This window comes from Neobacillus sp. B24, from assembly GCF_055381825.1.
In genome coordinates, this window is sequence record NZ_AP035777.1 from 3,601,570 (window position 1) to 3,614,956 (window position 13,387).

16 protein-coding genes are annotated in these 13,387 nt (G+C 38.6%); 5 read left to right on the forward strand and 11 right to left on the reverse strand.

Annotation, left to right across the window (positions count from 1 at the left end; all coding sequences use genetic code 11):
• Positions 1-20 precede the first annotated feature (20 nt).
• From ACZ43M_RS17650 to ACZ43M_RS17675, 6 genes are all read right to left on the reverse strand, one after another.
• Positions 21-587 (reverse strand): TetR/AcrR family transcriptional regulator, encoded by a 567-nt coding sequence (locus ACZ43M_RS17650; protein ID WP_464503838.1) that lies wholly within the window; start codon positions 585-587, stop codon positions 21-23.
• A gap of 105 nt (positions 588-692) precedes the next feature.
• Entirely contained in the window at positions 693-2,303 is a 1,611-nt protein-coding gene (locus tag ACZ43M_RS17655; RefSeq protein ID WP_464503839.1) for a long-chain-fatty-acid--CoA ligase, read from the reverse strand.
• Between the two features lie 45 nt (positions 2,304-2,348).
• Entirely contained in the window at positions 2,349-3,101 is a 753-nt protein-coding gene (locus tag ACZ43M_RS17660; protein WP_464503840.1) for an SDR family NAD(P)-dependent oxidoreductase, read from the reverse strand.
• A gap of 225 nt (positions 3,102-3,326) precedes the next feature.
• A complete protein-coding gene (locus ACZ43M_RS17665; protein WP_464503841.1) occupies positions 3,327-3,521 on the reverse strand; it encodes a hypothetical protein in 195 nt (64 codons plus the stop codon).
• A 911-nt stretch (positions 3,522-4,432) separates the two neighbouring features.
• Positions 4,433-5,404, reverse strand: coding sequence for an alpha/beta hydrolase (locus ACZ43M_RS17670; RefSeq protein WP_464503842.1), 972 nt, complete (start codon positions 5,402-5,404; stop codon positions 4,433-4,435).
• Positions 5,391-5,954: a helix-turn-helix domain-containing protein gene (locus tag ACZ43M_RS17675; protein WP_464503843.1), complete on the reverse strand. Its 564-nt coding sequence runs from the start codon at positions 5,952-5,954 to the stop codon at positions 5,391-5,393. The genes ACZ43M_RS17670 and ACZ43M_RS17675 overlap by 14 nt, the downstream gene beginning before the upstream one ends.
• 183 nt (positions 5,955-6,137) lie before the next feature.
• On the opposite strand from ACZ43M_RS17675, the gene ACZ43M_RS17680 reads away from it, so the two are divergent.
• Positions 6,138-7,019 (forward strand): VanW family protein, encoded by an 882-nt coding sequence (locus ACZ43M_RS17680; RefSeq protein ID WP_464503844.1) that lies wholly within the window; start codon positions 6,138-6,140, stop codon positions 7,017-7,019.
• Between the two features lie 15 nt (positions 7,020-7,034).
• On the opposite strand, the gene ACZ43M_RS17685 is transcribed toward ACZ43M_RS17680, so the two are convergent.
• On the reverse strand, positions 7,035-7,364 hold the full coding sequence (locus ACZ43M_RS17685) for a hypothetical protein (protein ID WP_464503845.1): 330 nt from the start codon (positions 7,362-7,364) through the stop codon (positions 7,035-7,037).
• A 245-nt stretch (positions 7,365-7,609) separates the two neighbouring features.
• On the opposite strand from ACZ43M_RS17685, the gene ACZ43M_RS17690 reads away from it, so the two are divergent.
• Both ACZ43M_RS17690 and ACZ43M_RS17695 read left to right on the forward strand, forming a co-directional pair.
• A complete protein-coding gene (locus ACZ43M_RS17690) occupies positions 7,610-8,320 on the forward strand; it encodes a class I SAM-dependent methyltransferase (protein WP_464503846.1) in 711 nt (236 codons plus the stop codon).
• Positions 8,321-8,482: 162 nt separating this feature from the next.
• On the forward strand, positions 8,483-8,734 hold the full coding sequence (locus ACZ43M_RS17695; protein WP_464503847.1) for a sigma-G-dependent sporulation-specific acid-soluble spore protein CsgA: 252 nt from the start codon (positions 8,483-8,485) through the stop codon (positions 8,732-8,734).
• Positions 8,735-8,974: 240 nt separating this feature from the next.
• Here the strand turns inward: ACZ43M_RS17695 and ACZ43M_RS17700 are convergent, their stop codons facing one another.
• The 4 genes from ACZ43M_RS17700 to ACZ43M_RS17715 form a co-directional block, all read right to left on the reverse strand.
• Positions 8,975-9,844 carry a YitT family protein gene (locus ACZ43M_RS17700; RefSeq protein WP_464508050.1) on the reverse strand — a complete coding sequence of 290 codons (870 nt, stop codon included), beginning with the start codon at positions 9,842-9,844 and terminating at the stop codon, positions 8,975-8,977.
• 172 nt (positions 9,845-10,016) lie between these two features.
• Positions 10,017-10,175 (reverse strand): hypothetical protein, encoded by a 159-nt coding sequence (locus ACZ43M_RS17705; protein WP_464508124.1) that lies wholly within the window; start codon positions 10,173-10,175, stop codon positions 10,017-10,019.
• Positions 10,176-10,929: 754 nt separating this feature from the next.
• Complete coding sequence (locus tag ACZ43M_RS17710) at positions 10,930-11,535, reverse strand: hypothetical protein (protein ID WP_464503848.1); 606 nt, start codon at positions 11,533-11,535, stop codon at positions 10,930-10,932.
• 130 nt (positions 11,536-11,665) lie between these two features.
• A complete protein-coding gene (locus tag ACZ43M_RS17715; protein WP_464503849.1) occupies positions 11,666-12,004 on the reverse strand; it encodes a YmaF family protein in 339 nt (112 codons plus the stop codon).
• A gap of 247 nt (positions 12,005-12,251) precedes the next feature.
• Here ACZ43M_RS17715 and ACZ43M_RS17720 point away from each other — a divergent pair, with 247 nt between their 5' ends.
• Complete coding sequence (locus ACZ43M_RS17720) at positions 12,252-12,458, forward strand: DUF1657 domain-containing protein (protein WP_464503850.1); 207 nt, start codon at positions 12,252-12,254, stop codon at positions 12,456-12,458.
• 14 nt (positions 12,459-12,472) lie between these two features.
• Entirely contained in the window at positions 12,473-13,333 is an 861-nt protein-coding gene (locus tag ACZ43M_RS17725; RefSeq protein ID WP_464503851.1) for a DUF421 domain-containing protein, read from the forward strand.
• Positions 13,334-13,387 lie beyond the last annotated feature (54 nt).

Here is a 13,387-nt window from a genome sequence, read left to right on the forward strand (position 1 = left end):
TTCCCCCTTTTTACTTTTCTTCATCCAAGTTGAATTCCCTGCAAAATCATTTCGACAAAAATCTCCGCTACTTCACGATCGGATACATTTCCATTTGGGTTAAACCACTGATAACTCCAATTCGTAATTCCTAATATCCCAAAAGTGATGATGGAGGGGTTTAGATCCGGGCGAAATTCGCCATTCTCCATACCTGCCTTAATCAATCCTTCAACATTATAACGGAATTGGTCACGTTTCGGGTCGATCATCGAAAAGTGCTCTGGACTTAGATTTTTCATTTCACGGAAAAATATTTTAGCTGCAGACCCGCGTGCTTTAATATCAGATAGCAGCATGTATACAATTTCAAATAGTTTTTCCTTACACGATTTGGTCTGATCTTTTAAAATTGTCTCCTGTAGGACAAGCAAGCCTTCAATATAGCCAAGATGGATATCCATCAATAGCTCTTCTTTACTTGAAAAATAATAATAGAAGGTGCCTTTAGTTACGCCAAGAGAATCAACAATATCCTGAATGGATGTCTCACTGAATCCCTTTTTTTCGAATAAGCGTATGCTTTGTCCTGTTATTTTCTCTTTCACCTTGATATCCTCGCATTCTGAAAATTGTCTAATCGAAATTATACCATACTTTTTTCGCTCCTTTATCGCTAAATCAGTGAAACTTTAAGGTACATTAATCCTAGACTATTTTTTTACTGCTTCTTCTCTAAGTGCACGGCGAAGAATTTTACCTACACCTGTCTTTGGCAATTCATTGCGAAACTCGACAATGCGAGGCACTTTATAGGCTGACATATTTTCTCTGCAATATTTGGTAATCTCTTCTGCTGTTGCAGTTTTTCCTGCTTTTAAAACGATGACGGCCTTTATATCCTCACCGCGATAAGGGTCTGGTACCCCGACCACAACTGCTTCCTGAATGGATGGATGCTCATATAATACTTCTTCCACATCACGAGGGTAAACATTAAAGCCGCTGGCGATAATCATATCTTTTTTTCGGTCAACAATATATAAATAACCTTCTTCGTCAACCTTGGCAATATCTCCGGTATATAACCAGCCATCTCTTAACGTATTGGCTGTCTCATCCGGCATGTTCCAATACCCCTTCATAATCTGCGGCCCTTTAATAATGACCTCTCCCAGTTCACCGGCAGGAAGTTCCTTTGTTCCAGTAGCCAGATCAACAATCTTATATTCAGTAGACGGCATACCAATTCCCACGCTGCCAGGTTTCCTGTCAGCAAACGGCGGATTGCAATGGGTAGTTGGAGAAGCCTCGGATAAACCATAACCCTCCAAAATTTTCGCTCCTGTTTTTCTTTCAAACTCACGCATCAGTTCAACAGGCATAGGAGCACTGCCGCTGTTGCAGGTACGAATTGAATCCAGCCCGTATTCCTCTGCACGCGGATGATTGGTCAATGCCACATACATGGTCGGGACCCCTGGAAAAGTGGTTGGCTGTTCGGTTTTTATTGTATTTAATACTTCCTCCAAATCAAATCGAGGCAGCAGTATGTTTTCTGCAGCTGTATAAATGGAAAGGTTCATCCCTGAGGTCATTCCAAAAACATGGAATAATGGGATGACTGTCAAGGTACGTTCCTTGCCAATTTCGAACTCACCATTAAAAAATTCATATGATTGGAGTACGTTCGCCAAAATATTTCGATGAGTCAACATCGCACCTTTAGAACGTCCAGTTGTGCCGCCGGTATATTGTAATACAGCTACATCGTGTTCCGGTTCAAATTCGACAGGAGCGACATTTCCGTTTCCTTCCTGAAGAAAGCTTTCAAAGCTCCGGTCCGGTGAAAAGTCCTGGCCTGAAGGCTGCAGACTGACCACAATCACATTTTTCACCTGTGTTAAAGCCTGAACCGCTTTCGCCCTTGGATAAAGCGCATCAAATACGACGAGAGTTTCTGCACCTGAATCCTTCAGGATATACTCAAGCTCCCGTTCAACAAGCATTGGGCTCAACTGGGTAACAATAGCACCTGCCCGGAGAATACCGTAATAGGCGATGACATATTGCGGGCAGTTTGGAAGCATCATGGCGACACGGTCTCCCTTTTGTATCCCGTTTTGCTGCAGCGCGGAGGTAAATGCCAGTGAAAGCTTATACAATTCCTGATAAGTAATTTTTCTTCCAAAGAAAGATAAGGCATTATTATCAGGATATTTTTCTGTCGTGTTCTTTAGGATTTGGTGCAATGGAATATTCGGTATTTCCACTTCTTTTGTAATCCTCTCAGGATACTTAGCCAACCATACTTTTTCAGTCATACAGGGTTTCCCTCCAAAAGTTTATATGATTATATTTATCTATCTTTAAAAGGTTAGGCCGCCGCCATCCACCGACAGGGTTGCTCCGGTTACGAACGACGCTTCATCCGAAGCCAAGAAAAGGACTGCATTGGCCACCTCGTCAGGTGTCCCGATTCTTCTAAGCGCATTGGCCTTTGAAATGATTGGCCATTTGCGTTCGTTTTGCCTCCAGCCCTCAATGATTTTCGTATCAATGACTCCAGGAGCAATGGCATTGACGCGAATATTGTATTTCCCATATTCAAGCGCAGCATTTTGGGTTAATACAACAACGCCAGCTTTCGAAGCATTATAAGCGGACATATACTTTTGTCCCTTTAGCCCTAATAAGCTCGAGGTACTAATAATTGCCCCTCCCCCTGCCTTGATTAACTCGGGAACAGCGTATTTAATTCCAAGAAATACCCCTTTTAAATTAATATCAATAACCTGATCCCATTCCTCTTCCGTTAATTCGACACTTCTCACCTCAGAATTTCCAATCCCTGCGTTATTGAACATGATATTTAAGCCGCCAAAAGTAGTCACGGTATTGTCGATTAATGCTTTAACCTGATGTGAATCCGCCACATCTGTTTTGACAAAAATCGCTTTTCCGCCAGCTTTTTTAATTAAGCTGACAGTTTCTTCACCTGATATAGAGTTAACATCTGCAACCGTTACGGCCGCTCCTTCACTGGCAAAGCGGATAGCCGTAGCCCGGCCAATGCCGCTGCCGCCGCCTGTGACAATCGCCGTTTTTCCTAGTAATCTCATAATGGATACTTCCCTTCTTGGAGTATTGCAATCAACATATTTGAACACGCTTACAAAGATTGGAATATAGTAAACGCCACAATACTAACCGGTTAGTATGCGATAATTACTATTACACAATTTCAAATATGGTAATTCGTACCCTTTTCTAAAAATTCTAAATTATTTTATGTTTTCATGCAACCCTAAAAAGTAAATAGGCTGAGATTATTCTCAGCCTGTACCTTAATATCTTCTGTTCATTTTTATCTGTTTGTTCATTAGATCAAAAGATTTTTCAATTATATCTGTTAAAACATCTCCTTTATAAATTCTCCCCAGTTTTAATCCTTGTTGGTAGTACTGTACAATCTCATCAAGTTTTTCCGAGGTTTCTTTTGAAATTCTCACATTTAATTGAATCCTTTCATTATGTTCCAAAACATAACACTCCAATCGTATATTAGCATCCTGCTAGCACTCTACTAGTTTGTTGTTATCTATTGCTAATATAGCATATTTCTACATCTTTTTCACAATTTTAACCAAAAAAAATAAGAGTACAAAATATAGTACTCTCGTACTGTAAAGGAACTTTCGACAGGTCTGGTGATTTGCATTCAATTAATGATGGTATGAAAATACGCTTTCACAACAATAACAATTAAACGGGCTATGAAGCTACCTTTCATGACGTGTTTGAGATAAAAACCAATCAAACATCGTCATAAGGCTGCCTTTCATGACATGTTTAAGGAAAAAATCCATCTAAACGCGTCATGAGACTGCCTTTCATGACGTGTTTTTAAAAAAAATCTAGCCAAACGCGTCATGAGACTGCCTTTCATGACATGTTTAAGGAAAAAATCCAGCCAAACGCGTCATGAGACTGCCTTTCATGACATGTTTAAGGAAAAAATCTAGCCAAACGCGTCATGAGACTGCCTTTCATGACATGTTTAAGGAAAAAATCCAGCCAAACGCGTCATGAGACTTCCTTTCATGACGTGTTTAAGGAAAAAATCTAACCAAACGCGTCATGAGACTGCCTCTCATGACGTGTTTTTTAAAAAAATCCAGCCAAACGCGTCATGAGACTGCCTCTCATGACGTGTTAAAGGAAAAAATCCATCCAAACACGTCATGAGATTGCCTTTCATGACGTGTTTAAGGAAAAAATCCAGCCAAACACGTCATGATACTGCTTCTCATGGCATGTTTGACGAAAAAATCCATCCAAACTCGTCATGAGACTGACCTCTCATGACATGTTTGAATGATAAAAAAATTGCCGAGAATAATACCTTTCTCGGCAATCTGAGAGAACAAACGAACACTCTCATTTTTCTGTATTATACCAATTGTTTTGTTGAATATTGGAGGACATGAATCTGGAGCCAGCCTTGTATTCTTGTCACTAATTCAGGATGAAGCGGTAGATTTGCCTCCATTGGCAAATCTTTTTTTACAGTAAACATCGTTGATGGTTTTGTGATGAATTTACAGGAATGCCCCATGTTTTGAATCACATAGTACTCAGCATCACCTTTCACATTACGAGGAAGTTCCTTTAATACCTCCGGATTTGCTTGAATATCCAGTGCTCCAGTAATCGCTAGTACCGGACAGTTTATTTTGGCCAAATCCTCTTTTGGATCGTAGGAAAAATGCTCTCGGAACCACTTAGCATTGGTTTTGACAAACCCCGTTTTTATGACATCTTCTGTGGAGTTCAGCACTTTTTCGAGATGCTTTTGTGCCTGTGGCTCCACCTTTTTGTGTACTCCCATCAAGCGCAGTAATCCCGCTTGAAAGCCTTCCGCATTTAGTATGTCCTGGACAGCGATATCCCTTTGTCGTTTTAATGCTTCGCTTAATGCCTCGACCGCACCTGCAATTAAAATCAACCCGCTCAGTTCATCTCTCGCCGCTACGGCTGTTCCAATTGCCCCGCCTTCACTGTGTCCTAAAACAATTACATGATCCGGGTCCACTTCTGGAAGGCTTTTTAAGTACTGAACCGCCACCCTGGCATCATCCACAAAATCCCATAAACCTGCAGATAAAAAATTGCCTTCGCTGTCTCCAGCCCCACGCTTATCATATCGGAGATTGATAAACCCTATTGACGTTAAAAATTCAGCCAGCTGTCCATATAGCTTTAAATTTATTTTCTCATTTACTTTTCCATTTCGGTCGATTTTCCCTGAGCCAGGAATAATTAAAATGGCCGGAGCTTTTTCAGCAGTGGTCTCCGGAATAGATAGCGTCCCCTTTAATTTTACATTACTTTGAATCGTAACCTCTTTTTCAATCGCTTTCATTTCCCTTCTCCCCCGTGTCGTTAATCTCCCCCGGAATGATGATGGTGGCTAACGTCCTTTTTTTCCTTCCCTTATCCGGTTTATTCGGGGTTACCTTTGCATAAGCAGTCCTTAGGTCACTAACAAATTGTGCAAATTCGGCATCGCTTAAGTATAATGACGTTTGCCGAAAACTAACCCCGTCGGAAATTAAATCAATTTTTTCCTTGCTTAAATAACGTTCAAACTCCCCCATCAAATTGGCCATAAAATTGATAAAAAAGCCCAAATGCTCTTCCCTTGAAAGGGTATTCATTTCTTCAGGGGTTATTGAAAGGTGTTGATCATTAACGGAATATACCTTCTCCACCGTTCCACGGATAGGGATTTCATCAACAATCCCAATCACCTCAGCCTCTACCAATTTTTTAATATTTCGGTACAAGGACGCTTGCGGGATATCCGGAAGCATTTCTTTTAATTGCTGTGATGTCAGCTGCTGGTTAATTAAGTTCTGAATAATTCTCATACGTACTGGATGTAAAATGACATCGACTTTTGATTCCTTCATTTTTATTAGCTCCCATTTATTATTATCATTATCAATAATGATAATAATATAAAAATTGACTTTTGTAAAGACTTAAATATATTTTTTATAATTTTTTTCAATCCCTTTTTAAAAAATTCAACATTCTTGGTTACATGAAATGGAAATGTAATACCGATATTATAACATGAGGAGGCTTCGGATATGTTTTTATCAATTATTGGAAGTATTTTGCTATTGGCCGCCCCTATCCAAACGACCGATAGCTTATCCATTACAAAGGAAGGTTCTACCATTACAAAGATTAACACTATGGACTTCTTCTATCCATATACAGATTTACCAATCATGAACACAAAAAAATACTCACAACTTCTCGAACAACTTGATAAAAAGGTTTCTCTTTTACCCGTTAATGCGTACCTTGACCAGAATGGAAATATTATCCCCGAACAAGTAGGCTATAAAATCCAACGGGATACCTTAACAGCACAAATTTATGGCTTTTATTATAATCAGAGGCCGGCAAGTATCGAACTTCCGATGACTTCCGTTTATCCTAAAGTGGATAGCGAGCTGCTAAGTGAGATTCGTACATTTCGGATTGGCCGATACGTAACATCCTTCAATCCACAAAATAAAAATCGCTCAACCAATATTAAAATAGCAGCGGAAGCGATTAACAATTACGTGGTGTTTCCGGGTGAAACTTTTTCCTTTAACAGGGTTGTTGGTAAACGCACTAAGGCACGAGGTTATCTGAGAGCAAAGGTCATTGTCAGGGGAGAATATGACGAAGATATCGGCGGTGGTATATGCCAAGTATCCTCGACCCTTTTTAATGCAGTTGATAATGCAGGACTTGAGATGGTAGAACGATTTTCTCACAGCAGGCAAGTTCCTTATATACCCTCTGGCAGAGATGCAACTGTCAGTTGGTATGGTCCTGATTTCAAATTTAAGAATAAATATAATCAACCAATATTAATTCGTGCCAGAACGCTAGGCGGCATGTTGGTCATTAAGGTTTATTCTTCAGAGAGCATTAATTATCAACCAAGAAAAATCCCCAATCTTCCCTATTAACCAAAAAAGTCCACTTTACAGCGGACTTTTTTGGTCATTCTTATTTAGTGCACTTTCTAACAACTCTTCTGAGAACTCGGCTAGTGCGGCATTGTCCATTCGGTCTAGGTTAAGATTAGGTGCAATATTTTTTACAATATTGTTTATGCCCGGAAAATTCACTTTCGGTTTGAAATTTTTGACTGCAGATGAAATGGGAGGTGCAAAATCCTTGCGGTTTCCTTTAGTCAGTCCTAAAACTGCGGCACCTAAACCCAATCCGATTAGCGACCCCCACATTGCTCGATTACTCTTACGTTTTCGCTTAAACATTCGGATAAACGGCAGTGATCGCATCTTATTCATATTCATGCACTCCTTTTAAGTCATTGGAAAGGACATTGCACCCTTCCATTTGCTTAATTTGCACAGATTTCTTAGGAATATGATATGGAATGAGTAGCTGGTTTGTAAGTTAATGGATTCTCCCCCCAGTTTACATAATGTTTTTACCGTCATAAAACAAGCGACTATATATAAAACATGGGCAGAAAGTGAACCTATCTCCGCTCACTAACATAAGATGCAAAAAAAGTATTAGGGTGGTGTCTATGGGCGGTTTATCTTATATTGATTTTTTGGCCAAATTTGGAATTGGCGGAGCCCATCCAGGCGGAATAAACTTGACCAAACATATACTGGCTCAGGAGGAAATATCGAAAGATTCGAAAATTTTGGATGCAGGCTGCGGCACTGGTCAGACGGCTGCTTATTTATATGAGCAATACGGAGCGAAAATCACCGGATTAGAACTAAATCCAATTATGATTGAAAAAGCGAAGAATCGCTTTCTAAAATCACAATTGCCGATTCAATTGATTCAGGGGTCGATAGAAGATATCCCCTTGGAGGATCATTCCTTCGATTTTGTTTTATCTGAATCCGTCCTGGCGTTTGTTAACAAACCAAAGGCATTAAGCGAATTTTACAGGGTATTAAAAAAAGGCGGACGATTGATCGCTAATGAGATGACAATCAATCAAAAGCTTAGTACGCAAGAAGAGGTAGAAATCAAAAAGTTCTATAATATTGATTCCTTACTTTTAGAGTCTGATTGGAGGGATCTGCTCGCAGAATCTGGATTCACCAATATCGATTTGACAAACCAACAGGTTGACTTTGTTAATAACAACACAGCACAAGAATTTAATTTTTCATTGAATTTTGAGCCTGAGTTATTCGCGATATTAAACCAGCACGGAAATATGCTTATAAAGTATCATGATATTCTAAGCCATCGAATTATTACTTGTACAAAATAATACGCCACAAAAAGCCTTGATTTTCCTATCTGGAAATGAAAGGCTTTTTTTATCTGACCTCTTATTCACTACAATCAGCTAAAACTCCTATTTCACGAAGAAACTGGTGAATATAATTCCATCCTGGTTAAAGACTAAAGGCGAGAAAGGATGGATGAAAGCATGGATAAAACCTTAGGCTATCTTAAGGAAATATTATCAAATTATACTGATAACCATACGAAAGGAAAGCAATTATTCCAAAAACTGTCCAAAGGCGAATATCAATCAGAGTGCGCCTTTGTTCGTGATTTAGACGCAGAGGAAATTGATTTTTTAAATAAAATCCTTCCTGATGAGATTGAATATGCAAAACAGGAACAAGATGAAAAAAGGGCCTATCAATTAAATGAGGTATATGAACTTCTCTTTTAAATTGACAAAAGATGGCCGGGAAATCCGCCATCTTTTTTAGGAAATCTTCAATTTTTTCAAAAATTATTTCCAAGGCAAGCGCACAGTGCGACAAATGATGATTAAAATAAACAGAATTTTCCTACAACAAACGACATATTCGTTGCAAAAATTACAAAAAGCCAATTAATTTTCACTAATACATCCCAAATGTGCAAAAAACGCTGCCTTCATTATTTTCCAAAATACGATTTCCCTATCCTAATGAATATTCCTCTTCTTAAATCTGCCTCCGCGAACTTCGGCAATATCCGCAACTGCCAAAAAGGCATTTTGATCATATTCGGTAACAATTTCCTTTAACTTTGCTTCCTCCAGACGATTGATAACACAGAAGATCACTTTTTTATCATCCCCAGAAAAAGCCCCTTCACCGTTTATATACGTAACCCCGCGTCCAAGCCGATTCAAAATGGCCTCCCCTACTTCTATAGCGTAGTCACTAATAATCCAAACCGACTTCGATTCATCAAGACCTGTAATCGTAATATCAATTGTTTTGTAGGCAACAAAATAGGCAATTAGTGAATACATAGCCCGGTCCCAAGAGAAGACAAAACCGGCACTTCCCAAAATAAAAAGATTAAAAAACATGATAATTTCTCCAACTGAAAACGGGAGTTTCTTATTAAAGAGAATCGCTAGAATCTCAGTTCCATCCAAGGACCCACCGTAACGAATCACAATTCCGACACCGATGCCGAGGACAAATCCCCCAAAAATAGTGGCTAGGAGAATATCCTGTGTAAAAGCAGGTACCGGGTGGAGTAATGTGGTGGTGATGGAAAGAACAATAATTCCATAAAGTGTGGATAATGCAAAAGTTTTTCCGATTTGTTTATAACCAATGAAGAAGAATGGGATGTTTAAGATGAATAGAAAAATTCCGAGTTTTAATCCGGTGAGATATGAAAGGATTATCGATATTCCAGTTATTCCGCCGTCAATAACATTATTCGGTACGAGGAAAATTTCAAGACCCACCCCCATCAGGAGTGCTCCAAATGTAATTAAAAGAATTCGTTGTAAAATCTTAGTCTTTGTCAATTTTCGATGTTGTGTCTTTTCCATAACTGCAGCAACTGTTTCACGTTGTTCATTAAGATTAATTTCCTGAAAACCTGCCATTATCCTGCCCCTTTCATTTGGCCTTATCTATAGAATAACGAAGAGTACCCTTTTTTGTATATTTATTTGACTTTATTAACAAAAAAAACTGCCTATACAAGGCAGTTTCGATGTATTAGCTTGGATCAACCTCATCATATGAAAGAGTAACGACCCTTGTGTACTCGCCGTTCGCAATTTCCGTATCAGATGCACGTTGCTCCAACTCTTCCTGGTCATCCATCCCTGGAGCAAGAGATGGTCCGTTGTTCTTTTTTTCATTTTTCTTAGACACCCTATTCACTCCTTTCCCATCCTATTTTCTCAACAATGGGGGATTTGTATGCAGGAGTTTATCTATAAACAATAAAAAGAAGCTGCCTTCTTTTGAGAAGCAGCCCCTTAATGCTTTAACATCTTAGGAGACCCAACCATGACACCAGCCTGAATTTCATTAATTATTTCCAATTAGTCATCTTTCGAGCTAATGGGGAACTTTGAAATATTAGACGATGTGTGTTTGTTCCGTTGAAGGAATTAATTCACATATTAAATGGAATTCAAATTCCTAAAAAGAAACATATTTATCGGTCTAGTACCGATGGAAACTCTCTATTCCTTCAGTTGTTTTGGTTTCTTGGCAATAAAAGCTTTGAATTAAGAAGGTGATAACTAAATATCACTTATTGACTTGATATTTCAGAATCATGCAAATGCTTACCAGTTATCTTATTAGTTTTTTAGCCGAATAAGATCCTTTTAAATTAACTCTTTTAGTTTACCCGAGTCGCATTTAAAAGGTTGGTTAAGGATTTACTCTTGTTCCAAAGTTTTCATCGCTCCACCTTTGCAAATGAGTATGGAATAACCTAACTATTCGTTCACAAACGGAACGAACACGTATGGTTGAGCCTCCTAAGATGTTATTTACTGTTTTCTTTTTACATCTATAGTATAGCACTGAAAATTAAGAATAAACGGAATATTTGTGTCGTATTTGTGAACATTTTGAAAAACGAGGCCTTCCCGTAAAGGGAAAGCCTCGTTTTTTAGTCTTTAACCGGGTTATCAAAATTATCTTTTACTTTAATTTGGTTCTGTTCTACTTTTTCGTTGACCCTCCGTCTATTTTCATCAAATTTCTCATTGTATGGCAAGGTAACCACTCTGCCATCCTTTAATTCAAATTTGTATTGATAATAACTGGTGGTGCCCTGATGGTTTCGATAAACAATATGAACAGTCTTCATTTCTTCCCACTTAAACTCATCTTCTTTAAGGCTGGTTAATTGATTATAGTGGATTCCATCATCGTCTACATAGTAGTAATTGGTTAGACTTAAAAAAAAGACAGGAAGACTGATAAGAATCAGAAGTCCAATAATCCATTTAAAGGCAGATCCATCCCACCTTTGCCTAAAAATTAGATATAATGTTAACAATACAGCTATGTATAACATTCCACCCATAAAGGCTATATAAGCTGAGAACGGTGTGGCAAAGAACCATTGTGAACGGGAATAATAAACCATGCTTTGATAGGATGCCACTATGACAAATGGGACAAATGCACTGCTTATGTACAAAATAATCGTATAAGCCACCAATTTTACAGAATTTTCCTCACTGAATTCCCTTCTCTTTAGTGCTAACAAAAATCTTACCCCCTGTTTTATGTCTAATGCATCTTTCATTTTACCTTAAATTAACAGTATTTACCTCAAGAAAATTCAAAAATATCTAAAAAAAGAAAAACCAATCTATGAAAAAGATTGGCCTAAATGGCTATTTAGTTCCAGGCGCCGGATGATCTACACCCTTAACATGATGGTTGTGTCCATCATCCTCTGAGGTGTAAAAGTCGTAATAATGTACATGCATGCCATTTCCTACCGGAATTGCTGGTCCTGAATAGGCGCGGTAATGGTGGGTATGCCCATTCTCGAATAGGACAAATCCTTCCGTATAGTGAATATGGCCCCCGTCCTGAGTCGGAATCGGTGGTGATGTAACATCCAAACACTGATGAACGTGACCGGAACTCATGCCGGTATAATCAACAGAGCCATGGTTATGGTGAGGAACAAATCCTGGGACAAAATCATCTTTGCTGATTTTAATCAATCCAATCACCTCACGTACGTTTATATAAAAACTATATGCACGAAATGAAAGACCTTTCTTCTTTTTCAGTTATTTCCATCTATTTCATCCTCCCCTAAATACATAACCAATATAATTGTTGACATACTAGGTCTGTAAGACCATTTTTCCTGAAAGAAGGTAACATAGATGACAGTTGGAACACAGGTTAAGCAAACAATTGCTGGCTTAAAATCTGTTCCATTTAAAACATTTAAGGAGGCCTGGCATGACGGTAGCTTCTAATGTAAAACAATGCTTATCAACAATAAAAAGCATAGAAAACCAACTAGCTGCACTAGCGTTAAATTCTATAGAAACAGAGGCGCAATCTGTATTTCATGAGGCCGCGGATGCTATTGGAAATGTAAAAAAGGATCTTCAGTATCGTGTATTAGAACTTGAACGTTTAGAACCGCAATACAAGGGCTCATAACCTGAGGTGATAATATGGAAAGTTTTTGGGAAGTTATCTATCGCTCATTTATTTTTATTGTTGTCTTATTTCTGACCACAAAGCTTATTGGTAAAAAACAAATTTCGCAGCTTTCCTTTTTTGAATACGTGTCTGGTATCACAATAGGAAGCATAGCCGGCGAAGCTATTACTGGATTGGAAAAAAACTATTTACAGGGAGCTCTAGCCATTATACTCTTTGGATTGGTTACAATCTTGGTTGACATTTTCTCGTTAAAGAGCAAGTTTTTTCGAGATGCTATTGAAGGAAAAGGAACGGTAATTATTAAGGACGGAAAAATATTGGAGGATAATTTAAAAAAGGAACGGTATACGATTGATGAATTATCGGCTTTACTTCGGCAGCAAAATATTTTCAAAGTTGCGGATGTAGAGTTTGCCATTTTGGAGCCACGCGGCAATGTTACAGCTTTGTTGAAGAAAGAAAACCGCCCTTTGACTCCAAAAGACTTGCAAATGAAAATGCCAAATGAAAAAGAACCCCAGACAGTCATTATGGACGGAAGTATTATTGAAGAAGGATTGCGTGCTTCTGGTAAGGGAAGAGGATGGCTTTATACGGAATTGGAAAAGATGAATGCCACACTTGATAACGTATTTATGGCCCAGGTGGATTCCTATGGTGAGCTAACCATTGACTTGTACGATGATAAAATTCAGGTTCCTGCACCACAGCAAAGACCGCTATTGATGGCAACTTTGAAGAAAACACAGGCCGATTTAGAAATCTTTTCACTTTCCACGGATTGCGAGAAATCAAAGGCGATGTATAGGAAGAATGCTGCGATATTAGAGGAAATAATTGAAAAACTTTCCCCTTACTTAAATGGCTAATCATCTGAAAGCTACAGAAAAAATCCTCACCATCATTCTGGTAAGGATTTTTAT